This is a genomic window from Streptomyces sp. CA-243310 (genome assembly GCF_050936775.1).
Classification (GTDB): domain Bacteria; phylum Actinomycetota; class Actinomycetes; order Streptomycetales; family Streptomycetaceae; genus Streptomyces.
Genome location: NZ_JBNJMF010000001.1, coordinates 1655092 through 1672010 on the forward strand (window position 1 = coordinate 1655092; position 16919 = coordinate 1672010).

Here is a 16919-nt window from a genome sequence, read left to right on the forward strand (position 1 = left end):
ATGACTGAGATCATCAAGCTCACGGCCGCCGAGACCGCCGAGAAGATCGCCTCCGGCGAACTCACGGCCGTCGAGGTCACCGAGGCCCACCTGGCCCGCATCGAGGCCGTCGACGAGAAGGTCCACGCCTTCCTGCACGTCGACCGCGACGGGGCCCTGGCCCAGGCGCGCGCCGTCGACGCGAAGCGCGCCGCGGGCGAGAAGCTCGGCCCGCTGGCCGGCGTACCGCTCGCCCTCAAGGACATCTTCACCACCATCGGGGTCCCGACCACCGTCGGTTCGAAGATCCTCGAAGGCTGGATCCCGCCGTACGACGCGACCCTGACGCGCAAGCTGAAGGAAGCCGACGTCGTCATCCTCGGCAAGACCAACATGGACGAGTTCGCCATGGGGTCCTCCACCGAGAACAGCGCCTACGGCCCCACCGGCAACCCGTGGGACCTCACCCGCATCCCCGGCGGCTCCGGCGGCGGCTCCTCCGCGGCCCTCGCCTCGTACCAGGCGCCCCTGGCCATCGGCACGGACACCGGCGGGTCCATCCGCCAGCCCGCCGCCGTCACCGCCACCGTCGGCGTGAAGCCCACGTACGGCTCGGTGTCCCGCTACGGCATGGTCGCGTTCTCGTCCTCCCTGGACCAGGGCGGGCCCTGCGCCCGCACCGTCCTGGACGCCGCGCTCCTGCACGAGGTCATCGCCGGCCACGACCCGATGGACTCGACCTCCATCGACGCGCCGGTCCCGCCGGTCGTCGAGGCGGCCCGCAACGGCTCCGTCGCCGGCCTGCGCGTCGGCGTGGTCAAGCAGTTCGCCGGCGAGGGCTACCAGGCCGGCGTCGTCCAGCGCTTCAACGAGTCGGTGGAACTCCTCAAGGAGCTCGGCGCCGAGATCGTCGAGCTGGACTGCCCGTCCTTCGACCTGGCCATGGCCGCGTACTACCTGATCGCCCCGTCCGAGGCCTCCTCGAACCTGGCGCGCTTCGACGGTCTGCGCTACGGCCTGCGCGTCGGCGACGACGGCACCCTGTCCGCCGAGGACGTCACCGCCCTGACCCGCGAGGCCGGCTTCGGCGACGAGGTCAAGCGCCGCATCATCCTCGGCACGTACGCGCTCAGCTCCGGCTACTACGACGCGTACTACGGCTCCGCGCAGAAGGTCCGCACGCTCATCACGAAGGACTTCGAGAAGTCCTTCGAGCAGGTCGACGTGATCGTCTCCCCGACGACCCCGACCACCGCCTTCCCGATCGGCGAGCGCACCGACGACCCCCTCGCCATGTACCTCGCGGACCTGTGCACCATCCCGACCAACCTGGCCGGCAACTCCGCCATGTCGCTCCCCTGCGGCCTGGCACCGGAGGACGGCCTCCCGGTCGGACTGCAAATCATCGCCCCCGCGATGAAGGACGACCGGCTGTACAAGGTCGGCGCCGCCGTCGAGGCTGCCTTCGTCGCGCGCTGGGGTCACCCGCTGCTTGAGGAGGCACCGTCGCTGTGAGCACCAGTGCACTGTCCAAGGCCAAGGGCTTCAAGAAGTCCAAGACCGGCACCTACCTGTCGATCGGCACCACCGCCTTCGGCGCCCTCGGCGTGATCAAGCAGGTCAAGAAGGCCCGCACCGACCACGACGTGCTGAAGTTGATCGACGCCGCCGTGTCCGCCGCCGCCATCGTGACCGGCCTCGCGATCCTGTACCGCGAGCTGAAGCGCCTCGGCGACGACGACGTCCTGCTGGGCTGAGAGGGAACATCCACCGTGAGCTTCACTGAACTGCTGTCGTACGAGGACGCCCTCGCGTCGTACGACCCCGTCATGGGCCTGGAGGTCCATGTCGAGCTCGGCACCAGGACCAAGATGTTCTGCGGCTGCTCGACCGAGCTGGGTGCACAGCCCAACTCGCAGACCTGCCCGGTCTGCCTCGGTCTGCCGGGCGCGCTGCCGGTCGTCAACGCGATCGGCATCGAGTCCGCGATCAAGATCGGCCTCGCGCTGAACTGCGACATCGCCGAGTGGTGCCGCTTCGCCCGGAAGAACTACTTCTATCCGGACATGCCGAAGAACTTCCAGACATCCCAGTACGACGAGCCCATCGCCTTCAACGGCTTCCTGGACGTCCAGCTGGAGGACGGCGAGATCTTCCGCGTGGAGATCGAGCGCGCCCACATGGAGGAGGACACCGGCAAGTCGCTGCACGTCGGCGGCGCCACCGGTCGCATCCACGGCGCGTCCCACTCCCTGCTGGACTACAACCGCGCCGGCATCCCGCTCATCGAGATCGTCACCAAGCCGATCGAGGGCGCCGGCGAGCGGGCCCCCGAGGTCGCCAAGGCGTACGTCGCGGAGCTGCGCGAGGTCATCAAGGCGCTCGACGTGTCCGAGGCCCGGATGGACAAGGGCCAGATGCGCTGCGACGTGAACCTGTCGCTGCGCCCGAACGGCACCGAGAAGTTCGGCACCCGCTCGGAGACGAAGAACGTCAACTCGCTCCGCTCCGTGGAGCGCGCGGCGCGCTACGAGATCCAGCGCCACGCGGCCGTGCTGTCCTCCGGCGGCACGATCGTGCAGGAGACCCGGCACTTCCACGAGGAGGACGGCTCCACCACCGCCGGCCGCATCAAGGACAACGCCGAGGACTACCGGTACTTCCCGGAGCCCGACCTGGTGCCCGTCGCCCCGGCCCGCGCCTGGGTGGAGGAGCTGCGCACCGGCCTGCCCGAGATGCCGCGCGTGCGGCGCAACCGGCTCCGCGAGGAGTGGGGCGTCAGCGAGCACGACATGCAGTCGATCCTCAACGCGGGCGCGGTGGACTCCATCGTCTCCACCATCGAGGAGGGCGCCGACTCGGCGGCCGCCCGCAAGTGGTGGATGGGCGAGTTGGCCCGCAACGCCAACGAGCAGGGCGTCGTCGTCGACGAGCTGCCGATCACCCCGGCCCAGGTGGCCCGGGTGGCGGCGCTGGTGGCCGCGGGCGACCTGAACGACAAGCTGGCCCGCCAGGTCATCGAGGGCGTCCTCGCCGGCGAGGGCACCCCGGACGAGGTCGTCGACAAGCGCGGTCTGAAGGTCGTCTCGGACGAGGGCGCGCTGGGCGCGGCCGTGGACGAGGCCATCGCGGGCAACGCGGCCATCGCCGACAAGATCCGCGGCGGCAAGGTCGCCGCCGTCGGCGCCCTGGTCGGGGCGGTCATGAAGACCACCCGCGGTCAGGCCGACGCGGCGCGCGTCAAGGAACTGATCCTGGAGCGCCTGGGCGTCTCCGAGGGCTAGATCCCGTACGAGAACGGCCCGCACCGGTGAACACCGGTGCGGGCCGTTCTCGTCGGTCGGCTCCGACGGCCGCGGAGCCTACAGCGGCACCGGCGCCGCCAGGAAAGCCAGCCGCGCCGGCTTCGCGGGCAGATACACCTCGGGCAGGTCGATCTCCGGGAGCACGACCTCCGGGCCGAGCACGAAGCCGGTGCGCTCCAGGCGGCTGATGGCCTTGACGTTGCGGGCGTCGGGCTCGGCGACCACGCGGCGGGTGCGGCCGTCGGTGAAGACGTACGCCATGAACGCGGTCAGCAGGGCCGCGGTGAATCCGCGCTCGGCGCCACCGCCCGCGTCCGGGGCGATGAGCAGGTGCACACCCGTGTCGCCGGGCTGCGCCTCGTAGCACTCGCTGACCCGGTCCGCCGAGCAGTCGTACGTCTGGAACAGCGCGACCGGCGTGCCGTCGCGGCTGACGATGAAGGCGTGGTGCGTCGTGCGCCGGTCCACGTCCTCGTAGATCTCCCGAACGAGTTCGCGGCTCGCGTCGCCCATGCCCCAGAAGCGGGCGCGTTCCTGGCTGACCCAGCCGTGGATCAGCGTCGCGTCGGCGGCGGGGTCGACGGGGGTGATGGTGACTGTGCCGAAGCCCGCCACGGGGTGGGTGTGCACGGGCTCGCGGGTGGACGTGACGGACGGTCTCGATGCGCTGGTCATGCGGGGGTTTCCTTGGTGAGTCGGGCCCAGTCGGTGACGACCGGTACGAGTTCGCACCGCGCCCACAGGGCGAGCTGGTCACGGTGGTGGGTTGAGCCGGTGACGCCGTCCGCGCCCAGGGGAACCGCCCACAGGCTGTCCTCCCGTCGGGCCAGGTCCCAGGCGTAACGGGCGGCCGAGGCGCGGGCGGTGAGATCGGTGAAGCCGGGTACGGAGGAGGTGGCGTTCACACAGTCGTGGTCGCCGCCGAGGCCGGGCCACCGCGCGTCGGGGTCCGGGAGCGCCGACCACGGCACGAGCCGGTGGACCTGCGACCAGGGGGTGTCGGCGCCCTGCGCGGCGGCGGTCTCCTCCAGGGCGGCCCGTACGTGCGCGACCCGGTCCAGGGCGGGCAGGAGCGGGGTGGCCAACAGCCCTTCGAGGGCGTAGCCCACCCTCGGGAGCAGGTACAGCCAGGGGTGGAAGACCTCCGGGCCGGTCGGGGCGTCGGCCAGCCCCGCGAGCGCGGGGTCGGCGGCGATGCCGCGTACCGTCGCGGTCCGGAAGGCGGCGAAGACGGTGGCGTCGGTGCTGTCGGCCGCCATGTGCCGGTCCCAGGCGAGCAGTCGGGCGCGCAGCGCCTCGCCGGCGGGGGAGAGGTCCGCGAGAGCCGGCAGCAGGTCGAGCAGGGGCGCCGCGGAGGCCAGCCGGGTGTCCGCGTGCACGTCGGCCATCGCCTTCGCGGACCAGCCGGTGGAGCCGGAGAGCAACTCGCGGATGCGGTCGGCCCGGTGCGGGGGAGCGAACTCCACGCCGAGGGGGGTGGCGATGCCGCGCGCGTTCGCCATCACGGCGAAGTCGCGCACCGGCTCGGCGGGAGTCTCGGCCCAGCCCCGCCACGCGTACCGCGCGTCCCAGGCGGGCACGGGGCGCAGCCGGTTGGCGGGGTCGCGCAACGGGACCGCGCCGGCGACGCGGTGCAGCAGACCGCCCTCGGTGTCGGCGGCGTGCACGACGTTGACGGGCTCCGCCCAGCCGTCGAGCGCGCGGTCGACATCGGCCACGGTGCGGGCCCGCAGCAGGGCCGGCAGGACGGCGAAACCGAGGTCGCGACGGACCCGGGGCGGGTAGCGCAGCGACAGGGTCAGGTCCGCCGACTCCTCACGGGTGATCACCGGGCCGCGCGCGGTCTCCAGGACCTCGACCTCCACCGGGTCGCCGCCGGCGACGGAGATGGTCTCGGTGTGCCGGTGCACGGGCTCCCAGGCGCCGTCCGGCCCCAGGGCCTCGACGCCGTCGCCGCCGGGCGCCGGACGCAGCCGCTCGACGTACAAGTCCTGGTAGTCGGCCATGGCGTTGGTGATGGCCCAGGCCACGCCGCCGGTGTGCCCGAAGTGGCCGAGGCCGGGGATGCCGGGAACGGCCAGGCCGAGGACGTCGAACTCGGGGCAGGAGAGACGTATCTGCTGGTAGACGCCCGGGTCCTCGATGAACCGGTGCGGATCGCCCGCGATGATCGCCGCACCGGTGGCGGTCCGGTCGCCGGGGACCAGCCAGCCGTTGCTGCCGGCCGTGCCGGGGCCGTCGGTGGCGAACAGGGTGACCGCCTCGTCGCCCAGGGCCCGACCGACGCGCTCGCGCCAGAGCTTGGTCGCGAAACCGGCGAACAGGATGTGGGTGGCGATCCAGATGGAGAGCGGGACCCACGGCTCCCACGGGGTGGGAACGTGCCCGGTGCGCGCGAACCGCTCGTCGCGCAGGGCGCCTTCGGCCAGCCCCTCGTTGACCCCGTCCACGTACGCCCGCACCCAGGCCGCGGTCTGCGGGTCGAGCGCCTCGTGACAGCGGCGGGCGGTGTCGTCGAGACGGGACTGGCGGGCGAACCGGTCCCAGGTCACGGCGTCCGCACCGAGGAAGGCGGCGCTGGAGCCCTGGGCGCGATGGCGCTCGACCTCCAACTGCCAGGCACGGTCCCGGGCGGTGACGCGCCCCTGGGCGTGGGAGAGCCGGAGCGCGTCGGATGCGCGAAGATGGGGGACGCCCCAGTCGTCGCGGTAGACCGCGTAGTCGTCCGACGGGTTTGCGCTGCTCACACTGCTCACTCTTCCCCAAAGCATTAGGTTAGGCTGACCTAACTATAAGGCTGAAAGTGCGTGCCGGTGCCGAGGGGCAGGGGCAGCTCAGGGGAAGGGGTGGCCACACATGGCCGTTGGCAAGGGCTGGGAGGGCGTCGTCCTCAAGCTCATGGGGGCGAAGGACTTCACCTTCACCGTCACCGGGGCGGAGGACGTCACGGCGAACTACCGCCGCGTGAAGCTGTCGGACGGAGGACTCCTCGCGGCGGCCGGAGAATCGATTCATCCGACGATGTGGGTCCGCCTGTGGTTCCAGAGCGAGGGCAAGCCGCACCAGCGTGCCTACACGCTCGTCGACCCCGACCCCGCGACGGGCACCTTCACCCTCGAATTCGCCCTCCACGACGGAGTGGCCAGCGCCTGGGCACGGGCCGCCCGACCCGGCGACACCATCGAGGCCAGCATCCAGGGCACCGGATTCACCGCCCCCGCGCCCGAACCCGAACGCCTCCTGGTGATCGGCGACCCGGCCTCCCTCCCGGCCATCAACTCCCTCCTCGACGCCTACCCGAGGACCCCCGCCACGATCTGGTTCGAGACCCAGCACGCCTCCGACACCGAGCTCCCCGTCCGCCTGGACCCCGACCGGCACGACATCCGCCGCGTCGAGCGCGGCGCGGGCGCCGGGGCGAACCTGGTGGAGCAGGTCAAGGCGCAGCTCCCCGAGCTGGTCGCCGACCCCGCCTCGGCGTACGTGTGGCTGGCCTGCGACGCCGCGACCACCCGCGCGCTGACCGCGTACCTCCGCAAGGACCTGGCCCTGCCGAAGCAGCGGGTCAACGGCCTCGGCTACTGGCGCGCCGCCTGACGCCGACGTCCGGTCGCGGCCGACGTCCGGTCGCGGCCCCGTGCCCACCCCCGAGGCGGACTCCTCGGAGGCGGGGCACGGGGCCGGCTCTCCGCCCGACCGCGTCGCGCGCGCCCGCCGCGTCCCTCACGTGTCGACGGTGCGTCCCTCACGCATCCCGCCGAGTCGCTCAGGCCCCGACGGTGCCGTCCACGGCCTCGCGCAGGAAGTCGGCGTGCCCGTTGTGGCGGGCGTACTCGTGGATCATGTGCAGCATCACCAGACGCAGCGAGACGTCCTCCTTCCACCTCGGGACGTGCACCGTCACCTCCAGGGACGCGGCTGCGGCCTCCACCTCCCGGGAGTGCTCGATCTCGGAGTGCCAGGCGGCGAAGGCCTCGGCCCCGCTCGCGTCCGTGGTGTCGTAGGCCGCCTGGAAGTCCTGGTGATCGGACCACAGGTGCGGGGCCTCGGCCCCGCCGATCGTGCGGCGGAACCACTGTCGCTCGACCTCGGCCATGTGTCGGACCAGGCCCATCAGGCACAACGTGGCCGGTGGGGACGCCCGGCGGCGCAGTTGCCCGTCGTCCAGGCCCTCGCACTTCATCGCGAGGGTGGCGCGGTGGAAGTCGAGGTAGGCGCGGAGCGTTTCGCGCTCGCTGCCGGTACCGGGTGGTGAGATGCGTTCCATGTGCATGATCCTGCCCGCCCGACCTGACGGCCGGAAGGACTCGGCGGGCACTCGTTTCAGCCCTCCCACACGTACGGCACCGTCACCCCCAGCACGTTGAAACCCAGCCGTTCCAGGATCGGTCGGCTGTCCTCCGTCGCGTCCACCTGGAGGAACTCGATGCCGCGGGCCGCCGCCAGCCGGGCGCGGTGGGCGACCAGAAGGCGGTAGATGCCGCGCCCGCGCCACTCGGGATCGGTGCCACCGCCCCACAGGCCCGCGAACGAGACCCCCCGCGGCATCTCCATCCGGGCCGCGCAGACCGGGGTGTCGCCCGCCATCGCGACGACGGCCTCGACGGTGTCCGGGGCGTCCCGCAGCATGCCGAGCACCAGCTCACGGATGCGTGGGCGCTCGGTGGCGAACGCCCTTCTGTGGGCCTCCATCATCAGATCCACCCCCGCCTCGTCCGTCACCACCCGCAGGGTGATCCCCTCCGGAGGGGTGGCCGGCAGCGCCGCGAGGTCGGCCGTGCGCGCCACGAGGAGCGTCTCGGCCGGCTCCGGCACGAACCCGGCCGCGCGCAGCCGCTCCCCGAGATCCGCCGGGCGGTCGTGGCTGTACAGCTTCCACTCGAAATCCGTCGCCTCGCCGGCCCTCGCCCGCCCCGCGTAGTGGGCGATCTGCGCGGCGATCTCCGCGTCCGCCGTCCCGGCGTCGAGGTCCGACCACACCACACCGTTCCAGCCGGGACCGGACACGGTCTGCCGGACGACCGCGCCCACCCGTTCCACGCGCGCCGACGCCGAGTCGGGCTGCGCGCCTCGACGCATCTCCGAGTCGTACAGTGCCCGCACCTTCACCAATTCCGCGTCATCCATGGTCATCCGGCCAGCTCACCAGCCGAGTCCGCGCGCCACAACTGCATTAACCTCGCTCCGTGAACGTCGACTCCTCCGTCTACACCGGCCAAGCCGCTCCCGACGCCGCCACCGACCGGGGCTGGCTCCTCGGTCACTTCAAGGCACCCGGCGATCCCCGCCACAGCGAGGACGTGGAGATCAAATGGGGCGTCCACCCCAAGGGTGACGAGCGGGCGCGATGGGTGACCGGCGAGGAGCGCACCGCGCTCCAGGTACTGATCAGCGGGCGCTTCCGGCTGGAGTTCCCCGGCCGTACCGTGGTGCTCGCCGAGCAGGGCGACTACGTGGTCTGGGGGCGCGGGGTCGACCACTCCTGGCACGCGGAGGAGGACACGGTGGTGCTCACCGTCCGATGGCCGTCCCTTCCCGGCTACCGGGCCGACGAAGAGCAGCCCGGCAGCCCACGCCCCTGAACCTGCCCCTGGCTCCGTTTCCGGCTCCGGCCCCCCCGTACCGGGCATTCCCCAAGTTCCTGTGACGATGCACACGAAAGGGGCCAACGATCACCAATCGCTGAGATCGTTCCAGGTGAAGCAGGCAGAGGTGTGGACCGACCGGTCGGGCCGAGGAGCCCCCCCCCGGGCACCCGCCCCGGCCCGCACGCGTTCACGTGTTCTTTGCGACGGGCCCTCCCCGGTAAAGATCCGAACCACCAGGGAGCACCTCCGTTGGCAGCAATCGCACGCTGGTGCATGCGACACCGACTGGTCACCGTCCTGATCTGGCTGCTCGCCCTCGGCGGCACCGCCGCGGCGGCGGGGAGCGCCGGATCCGCCTTCACCAACGACTACGAGGTCCCCGGGACCGAGTCCGCCAAGGCCAACACCCTGCTGCGCGAAGGCTTCCACGGCCAGGGCGGCGACACGAACACCGTCGTGTGGCGGACCCCGGACCACCAGAGCGTCCGCACCCCCGTCGTCGAAGAACGCATGCGCCGCGCACTGGACGCGATCACCGCGCTCCCCGGCGTCGGATCGGTCGCCGGCCCCTACGGACCCGCCCCCGACCAGGCCGCCCGGATCAGCCCCGACGGACGCACCGCCTACGCCGTCGTCACCTTCGACCGGCCCGCCGACGCCGTGCCCGAGGACCAGGCCAGAGCCGTCGTCGCGACGGCCAAGAACCCCACCACCGAGTCCGACGGCCTCCAAGTGGAGCTGGGCGGCCGGGCGATCGGCCTGACCGAGGCACCCGGCGCCCACCTCGCCGAGGCCATCGGCGTGGCCATCGCCGCCGTGGTCCTCTTCCTCGCCTTCGGCTCGCTCGCCGCGAGCCTGCTGCCCATCGCGACCGCCCTGGTCAGCGTGGGCACCGCCTACTTCGGCATCACCCTGCTCGGACACGCCATGCCGGTCGCGGACTTCGCCCCGATGCTCGGCACCCTCGTCGGCCTCGGCGTCGGCATCGACTACGCGTTGTTCATCGTCACCCGGCACCGCAAGGCCCTCACCCGCGGCCTCCCGGTCGAGCAGGCCGCCGCCGACGCCGTCGCGACCACCGGTCGGGCCGTCGTCTTCGCCGGCGCCACCGTCTGCATGGCCCTGCTCGGCATGCTGGTGCTGCGACTGAACTTCCTCGACGGCGTCGCGTTGGCGGCCTCCCTGACCGTGGTCCTCACCGTCGCCGCCTCCGTGACACTGCTCCCCGCCCTCCTCTCGTACATCGGCCCCCGCGCCCTCTCGCGCCGCGAACGCCGCACGCTCGCGCGGGAAGGACCGCGCCCCGAGCTCCCCACCGGCTTCGCGGTCCGCTGGTCCGCCTTCGTCGAACGACACCCCAAGCTCCTCGGCGCGGTCGCCACCACCGGGATGGTGGTCTTGGCCCTGCCGACCCTCGGCCTCCACCTCGGCACCTCCGACCAGGGCAACAACCCGGCCACCGCCACCACACGCAAGGCCTACGACCTGCTGGCCGAAGGCTTCGGACCGGGAACGAACGGGCCGCTCGCGGTCGTCGCCCGCCTCGACGGCGCCGGGGGGCGGGTGGCCGTCGACCGCCTGACCGAAGCCCTGCGCACCACCGAGGGCGTGGCCTCCGCGGGCCCGGCCGTCTTCAACGGCAGCGGGGACACCGCCGTCCTGACCGTCGTACCGGACTCCTCCCCTCAGTCCCGGGCCACCAGCGACCTCGTCGACACGCTCCGCCGGGACGTCATCCCGCGCGCCGCGAACGACGGCTCGACAGAGGTCCACGTGGGCGGAGTGACCGCCGGCTACGACGACTTCGCGGAGGTCGTCATCGGGAAGCTGCCGCTCTTCGTCGGCGTGGTCATCGCCCTCGGCTGCGTGCTCCTGCTGCTCGCCTTCCGGTCCATAGGCATCCCCGTCAAAGCCGCCGTCATGAACGTCGCGGCCGTCGCCTCCTCCTTCGGCGTGGTCGTCGCGATCTTCCAATGGGGCTGGGGCAGCGAGACGATGGGCCTGGGCAGCGCCGGCCCCATCGAGCCCTTCCTGCCCGTCATCATGGTCTCGGTGCTCTTCGGCCTGTCCATGGACTACCAGGTCTTCCTGGTCAGCCGGATGTACGAGGAATGGCTGGAGACGGGGGACAACCAGCGGGCCGTCCGCATCGGCCTCGCCGAGACCAGCCGGGTGATCAACTCCGCCGCCGTCATCATGATCTCCGTTTTCCTGGCCTTCGTGCTCAGCGGCGACCGCATCATCGCGATGTTCGGCATCGGCCTCGCCGTCGCCGTCGCACTCGACGCCTTCGTCCTGCGCACCCTGCTGGTCCCCGCGCTCATGCACCTGCTCGGGGGCGCCAACTGGTGGCTGCCCGCATGGCTCGACCGCGGACTCCCGCGCATCAGCATCGAACCCCCGCCCTCCCACACCCGTGGGACCCTCCCGGCGCAGCGGCCCGACACGGACAGCGCCCCGGACCAGGGCAACGACGAGGGTGGCGACGAGGGCGAGGGCGAGGGCGAGGACGAGGGCGAGGGCGAGGACAAGGGCCGGGAATCGGACGAGGCCGCGCGCGTCACCGCATCCCGGTGACGCACGACCCCGCCACCCGAGGACCGAAGGGGGACCGCGTGTGTCCCGAACCGGTTCGACTCGGGCCGCGCGGGGACAACAAACCCCTGTTCGTCGGGGGGAGTCGGCCCCTATCATGACGCGTCATGCCTTCCAATGAACAGATGATCGAAGAGGCCCTCGAGCGAATCGACGCGGGCTATGTCTTCCCCGGGAAGATTCCCGCCATCAGAACCGCGATCGGGGACCGTCTGGCGGCCGGCGCCTACGAGGATCTGGACGGTCCGGCTCTCTGCGAGGCGGTGACCGCACATCTCCAGGAGGTGTGCCCGGACAAACACCTGCGACTGCTCTGGACAGACGAACCGCAATCGGCGGCTCCGGCGGACGCCGACGGGGGCCGGGCCGCGTTCCTCGCGCTGCTCCGGGCGGAGGGCCAGGGGATCCGCCGCGTCGAGCGGCTGGAAGGGAACGTCGGGCTCATCGAGCTCCGGCGCGTCGCCACCGCGGCCGAGGGCGCGAGCGCGATCGGCGCGGCCATGCAGCTGGTCGCGCACAGCTCCGCCCTCGTACTGGACCTGCGGGCGTGCCTCGGCGGGTCCCCGGAGGGGGCGGCGATGTGGTGCAGCTACTTCTTCCCCGACGACCAGGTGCACCTGAACGACATCCACGACCGGCGCACCGAGACGACCCGCCAGTTCTGGACGACCGCGCACCTTCCCGCGCCGCGCTACCTGGACCGCCCCGTCCAGGTGCTCACGAGCGGAACCACGTTCTCCGCGGGCGAGGACATCGCCTACACCCTTCAGGCCAACGGCCGGGCCGTCGTCGTCGGCGAGACCACGCGGGGCGGTGCCCACCCCACGACCCGCTACGCGGTCACCGAGCACGTCCTGGTGACGGTCCCCACGGCACGGGCCGTCAACACCGTCACGGGGACCAACTGGGAGGGCGTGGGAGTCATACCCGACGTTCCGGTTCCGGCGGACCAGGCGCTCGAAGAGGCACTCAAGACCGCGTCGCGGCAGGTTCCGTCGCCGCTCGGATAGGAGCCCCGCGGTCGGAGGGCCGGTGGTCCCCCGCCGGGACCACCGGGCCGCTCGCGAACGGCGGCCCGGTCCATGGGGCGCGGTCACCGCCCGGATTCCCGCCCCGTGGCCCACCTGCGGAGATGGCCCCGGGCGGTCGCGCGACCTTCTCAGGAACCTCTCAGAAACGCCGCCTACGGTGCCCGGCATGGACACCAAGAAGACCCCCGACCCGACGGCCCCCGCGACGGACCCCACCGAAGACAAGGCGACAGCGACCACCCCGGCCGAGGCCCGGACCGAGAACACGGGGTCCGACACGGTCGAACCGGCCGACAAGGCCGTGGCGGAGCCGCTCGACGGATCCACCGCACCCGAGGCGTCCGACGACGACCTCGAAGACGAGTTCGTCGCCGACGACGAGGCAGTCGAGCAGGTCGGCGGTGTCGCCTCCGCGGCCTCCGCGATCGTGGCCGCGGGGCTGAGCGTCGTCGCCCTCAGCGGGAGCTGGGTCTCCCGCGTCGTCGCCGAGCGGCAGAACCTCGTGAACCAGCTCGACCTGAGCCAGACCGCCGACAACAACGCGAAGATCGCGGCCCTGTACAGCGCTCCCTGGCACGCGACCGCCCTCGTCAACGGCGTCCTGTCCGCCATCGCGCTCCTCCTCGCCCTCTTCGTCCTGGCCCGCCCCGCCTTCGGGGTCCCCGGCCGCACCCTCCCGACGTGGATCCGCTCCGTGGCCTGGGCCGCCATCGCGCTCGGCGCCCTGGGCGTACTCCTGTTCGCCCTCATGTACTTCGATCTCCTCCTCCCCGCGCCGACGAGCGCCGCCTGACCGCCTGTCGTCCGCAGCGACGCCGGGCGACCCAGGCACCGCCTTAGGGCGGTCACGGGGTCGGCAAGCGGGACTAAGGCTTCCGGCGCGCGAAGATGCGGCAAGCGCCCCATGCGCCGGCACCCTCTGGGAAGCGAATCTTGGATCACACCGAACGAGGTGCCCGAGAGAGCAACCAGGGAGTACGAGATGTTCGAGTACGAGATGGCCATCGCCCGCCGCGCCGAACTCCTCCGCGAGGCCGACGCGTACCGACTGGCCCGTGCGGCCAGGAAGGCGCGCCGCTCCTCACGCGGCCAGGAACCCGAAGGGTCGGTGAGTGGAAACCGGGGCCGCTTCACCCGCGCCGCGTAAGCCGCGGCGCGAGCAGCGGGAGCCGGCGCGTGAGGAGAAGCGCGGCGATACCCGGTGACGCCGAACGGCCGCCCTGTGCGATGCTCGGCGACGTGGAGACCAGATCCGTGAGCCCGGTGTTCGTCGGCCGAGCCGACGAACTGGCCATACTCGTCGATGCACTGACACGCGCCGGGGACCAGGAGCCGCAAGCCCTGGTCATCGGGGGCGAGGCCGGCGTCGGCAAGACCCGCCTCACGGAGGAGTTCCTGGGCGAGGCGGCCCGCCGCGGCGCGGTGGTGGCCGTCGGAGGCTGTGTGGAGATCGGGGCGGAGGGGCTTCCCTTCGCCCCCTTCTCGACGGCGCTGCGCAGCCTGAGCCGCCGGCTCCCCGAGGAACTGGCCGCCGCGACCGCCGGTCAGGAGGACGAACTCGCCCGCATCCTCCCCGAACTCGGCGACACCCCCAGGGGCCCGCACGACGAGGAGAGCACCGCGCGCCTCTTCGAGCTGACGGCCCGCATGCTCGAACGGCTCGCCGCCGACCGCACCATCGTGCTCGTCCTGGAAGACCTGCACTGGGCCGACACCTCCACCCGGCACCTCCTCGCCTACCTCTTCCGCACCCTCGGCAACGGCCGTCTCGTCGTCGTCGCCACCTATCGCGCCGACGACATCCACCGCCGCCACCCGCTGCGCCCGCTCCTCGCCGAACTCGACCGGCTCCGCACCGTCCAACGCATCGAGCTGCCCCGCTTCAACCGGGCCGAGGTGCGCCGACAGCTCGCCGGCATCCTCGCCTCGCGACCCGACGAGGCCTTCGTGGACTCGGTGTTCGACCGCTCCGACGGCAATGCCTTCTTCGTCGAGGAACTCGTCGCCTCGCGGGCCAACGGCTGCCGTACGGGACTCACCGAATCCCTGCGCGATCTGCTGCTCGTCCGGGTCGAGGTCCTGCCGGAGTCCGCACAGCGCGTGGTCCGGATCGTCGCCGAGGGCGGTTCCACCGTCGAGTACCCGCTGCTGCGCGCCGTCACGGGGCTCGGCGAGGACGAGCTGATCGAGGCCCTGCGGGCCGCCGTCGGCGCCAACATCCTCCTCCCCACCTCCGACGGGGACGGCTACCGCTTCCGTCACTCCCTGGTCCGCGAGGCCGTCAGCGACGACCTGCTCCCCGGCGAGCGCGCCCGCGTCAACCGGCGTTTCGCCGAGGCCATGGAAGCCGACGAGACGCTGGTCCGCGCCGGCGAACGGGTCATCAGGCTGGCCAGCTACTGGTACTACGCCAACGACGCGGTCAAGGCGCTGCCCGCCGTCCTCGCCGCCTCCGTGACCGCCCGCCGCCGACACGCCTACTCCGAGCAGCTGAGCCTCCTCGAACGGGCCATCGACCTCTGGGACAGCGTCCCGGAGGGGGCGCGCGAAGGACTCCGCCCGGCGGACTACACCGACGTGTACCCGCCCTGTGGATGCGATCCGGAGAACACCGGGCTCCGGCGGCTCGACCTGCTGGCCGAGGCCACGGTCGCGGCCCGCTACGGAGGCGAACGCGAGCGCGCCCTCAAGCTGACCAAGACCGCGCTGCGCATGCTGGAGGAGGACGAGGACCCGCTCAGGGCCGCCTGGTTCTGGACCGAGCGCTCCCGGTTGGTCGCGAGCCTCGCCCGCGGCGACGGCTGGGCGGAGATAGCCAGGGCGCAGGAACTCGTCCGGGGGCTGCCCCCGTCCCAGGTGCACGCCGAGGTACTGGTCCGGGCCGCGGGCTGGGGCATGCTCCACAAGCCCGGCCCCGACAACCTCGCCGCCGCCGAACGCGCCGTGGAGTACGCGCGGATGGTCGGCGCGGAGGACGTCGAACTCAACGCGCGGATCACGGTCGCCTCCCTGTGCATCGACTCCGGCGACAGCGAGACGGGCCTCGCCGAACTCCACGCGATCAAGGACCGCGCCACGGAACTCGGGCTGACCGCATTGGCCGGTCGTGCTCATATCAATCTCACCTCTCAACTGGAATCGCTGGGCCGTTCCGCGGAAGCCGTGGAAGTGGCCAAGCGGGGCACTGAACTGGTCGGGAAGTCGAGGTTGTTGGACTCCGAGGCCTGGGTTCGGGGCAACATGGCGGAGAGCCTCTACAGCCTCGGCCGCTGGGAGGAAGCCGCCGAGGAGGCGCGGCAGACCCTCCGCGTCGGCCAGAGCGCCGCGCCGCGCGCCTCCGCCGCCGCACGCCTCTCCTACCTCGCCCTGGCCCGCGGCGAACTCTCCGAGGCCGCCACCCAACTCGCCACGGCGCACGCGTACTTCGGCACCCACGACGCCCAGCCCCAACACCGACTGCCGCTCTACCGGCTGGAGATCGGCGTGGCCGCCGGCGAGGGCCGGATCGTCGAGGCCCGCCACCACGTCACCGAGGCCATCGCCCACGGATTCGCCCTCGGACAACACCGCTACGCCTGGCCGCTGTTGCTGGCGGCGGCCACCGCGGAGGCCGACGCCCGGGGACTCCCGATCGCCGACCCCGGCAGGGAGGCCGCCCTGAAGGCGCTGCGCGCCGCCGCCCGCACCCTGGCGACCCCGGTGCCGGTGTGGGCCGCGCACGCCGAGTACGTCCGGAGCGAGCTGCTCCGAGCCGAAGGCCGGGACAGCACCGCGGACTGGACCGCCGTCGTCGACGTGATCCGACCCCTCGCCCGCCCCTACCTGCTCGCCCGGGCCGGGTACCGACTCGGCGAGGCGCTGCTCGTGGCCGGCGGCGACCGGGAGACGGCCGCCGAACTGCTCCGTGAGGCCCACGCCACCGCCGAGCGGCTCGGATCCCGGCGGCTGTGTGAGGACCTGGCGCTGCTGGCGCAACGCGCCCGGGTCCCGCTCGACGCCCCGGACCCGCACGGGGCTCCGCCGACACCGGAAGTGGACCCGGCCGAGGCCCTGGGGCTGACCAGTCGCGAGCGGGACGTCCTGCGGCTGGTCGCGACGGGCAGCACCAACCGTCGGATCGCGGAGGAACTCTTCATCTCCCCGAAGACGGCCAGCGTGCACGTCTCGAACATCCTGGCCAAGCTGGGCGTGGCAGGCCGCGGCGAGGCCGCCGCCCTGGCCCACCGGCTCAGACTGTTCGGCCCCGATCTTCAGGACCGCCCGGACCGCGGGGGTGGTCAGGACCACCGGGGCGGCCGGCCGGGTCCGGGTGCCCAGGCGCCCCGAGCCGTCCCGGTACGTGGCGCCGGGTCCAGGCCGGAGGCCGCTCGGCAGGGCGTATGAGCACCTTGCCGGATTCGAGATCTATCGGGCCCCTTCCC

The 16919-nt window shown here is 72.4% G+C and carries 14 protein-coding genes; 10 read left to right on the top strand and 4 right to left on the bottom strand.

The genetic code is table 11. The features are described 5' to 3' along the window. The 3 genes from gatA (at position 1) to gatB (ending at position 3263) form a co-directional block, all read left to right on the top strand. On the top strand, positions 1-1494 hold the full coding sequence (gene gatA / locus ACQEVM_RS07805) for an Asp-tRNA(Asn)/Glu-tRNA(Gln) amidotransferase subunit GatA (protein WP_351750548.1): 1494 nt from the start codon (positions 1-3) through the stop codon (positions 1492-1494). Next, entirely contained in the window at positions 1491-1736 is a 246-nt protein-coding gene (locus ACQEVM_RS07810; protein ID WP_433076353.1) for a hypothetical protein, read from the top strand. The genes gatA and ACQEVM_RS07810 overlap by 4 nt, the downstream gene beginning before the upstream one ends. A gap of 72 nt (positions 1737-1808) precedes the next feature. Next, positions 1809-3263: an Asp-tRNA(Asn)/Glu-tRNA(Gln) amidotransferase subunit GatB gene (gene gatB / locus ACQEVM_RS07815; RefSeq protein ID WP_433079873.1), complete on the top strand. Its 1455-nt coding sequence runs from the start codon at positions 1809-1811 to the stop codon at positions 3261-3263. A 78-nt stretch (positions 3264-3341) separates the two neighbouring features. Here gatB and ACQEVM_RS07820 read toward each other — a convergent pair whose 3' ends face one another. Beyond that, a complete protein-coding gene (locus tag ACQEVM_RS07820; protein WP_433076354.1) occupies positions 3342-3959 on the bottom strand; it encodes a GNAT family N-acetyltransferase in 618 nt (205 codons plus the stop codon). Further along, positions 3956-6055, bottom strand: a complete 2100-nt coding sequence (locus tag ACQEVM_RS07825) for a penicillin acylase family protein (protein ID WP_433076356.1) — start codon at positions 6053-6055, stop codon at positions 3956-3958. The genes ACQEVM_RS07820 and ACQEVM_RS07825 overlap by 4 nt, the downstream gene beginning before the upstream one ends. An 85-nt stretch (positions 6056-6140) precedes the next feature. On the opposite strand from ACQEVM_RS07825, the gene ACQEVM_RS07830 reads away from it, so the two are divergent. Continuing rightward, positions 6141-6881 carry a siderophore-interacting protein gene (locus ACQEVM_RS07830; protein WP_433076358.1) on the top strand — a complete coding sequence of 247 codons (741 nt, stop codon included), beginning with the start codon at positions 6141-6143 and terminating at the stop codon, positions 6879-6881. A gap of 169 nt (positions 6882-7050) precedes the next feature. On the opposite strand, the gene ACQEVM_RS07835 is transcribed toward ACQEVM_RS07830, so the two are convergent. Together ACQEVM_RS07835 and ACQEVM_RS07840 are read right to left on the bottom strand one after the other, a co-directional pair. Continuing rightward, complete coding sequence (locus ACQEVM_RS07835; protein WP_433076360.1) at positions 7051-7557, bottom strand: DinB family protein; 507 nt, start codon at positions 7555-7557, stop codon at positions 7051-7053. Positions 7558-7607: 50 nt separating this feature from the next. Beyond that, the gene (locus ACQEVM_RS07840; RefSeq protein ID WP_433079875.1) at positions 7608-8411 is read right to left on the bottom strand and encodes a GNAT family N-acetyltransferase; all 804 of its coding nucleotides are present in this window, start codon (positions 8409-8411) and stop codon (positions 7608-7610) included. A 59-nt stretch (positions 8412-8470) separates the two neighbouring features. Between ACQEVM_RS07840 and ACQEVM_RS07845 the strand changes: the two genes are divergently transcribed. From ACQEVM_RS07845 to ACQEVM_RS07870, 6 genes are all read left to right on the top strand, one after another. Continuing rightward, the gene (locus tag ACQEVM_RS07845) at positions 8471-8866 is read left to right on the top strand and encodes a signal peptidase I (protein WP_433076362.1); all 396 of its coding nucleotides are present in this window, start codon (positions 8471-8473) and stop codon (positions 8864-8866) included. Between the two features lie 255 nt (positions 8867-9121). Next, entirely contained in the window at positions 9122-11449 is a 2328-nt protein-coding gene (locus ACQEVM_RS07850) for an MMPL family transporter (protein WP_433076364.1), read from the top strand. A 125-nt stretch (positions 11450-11574) separates the two neighbouring features. Further along, positions 11575-12477 carry a S41 family peptidase gene (locus ACQEVM_RS07855; protein WP_433076366.1) on the top strand — a complete coding sequence of 301 codons (903 nt, stop codon included), beginning with the start codon at positions 11575-11577 and terminating at the stop codon, positions 12475-12477. A gap of 187 nt (positions 12478-12664) precedes the next feature. Further along, the gene (locus ACQEVM_RS07860) at positions 12665-13291 is read left to right on the top strand and encodes a hypothetical protein (RefSeq protein WP_433076368.1); all 627 of its coding nucleotides are present in this window, start codon (positions 12665-12667) and stop codon (positions 13289-13291) included. A 159-nt stretch (positions 13292-13450) separates the two neighbouring features. Next, entirely contained in the window at positions 13451-13645 is a 195-nt protein-coding gene (locus tag ACQEVM_RS07865; RefSeq protein ID WP_433076370.1) for a hypothetical protein, read from the top strand. Between the two features lie 80 nt (positions 13646-13725). Next, positions 13726-16881, top strand: coding sequence for a helix-turn-helix transcriptional regulator (locus ACQEVM_RS07870; RefSeq protein WP_433079877.1), 3156 nt, complete (start codon positions 13726-13728; stop codon positions 16879-16881). The last annotated feature ends 38 nt before the right edge of the window (positions 16882-16919 follow it).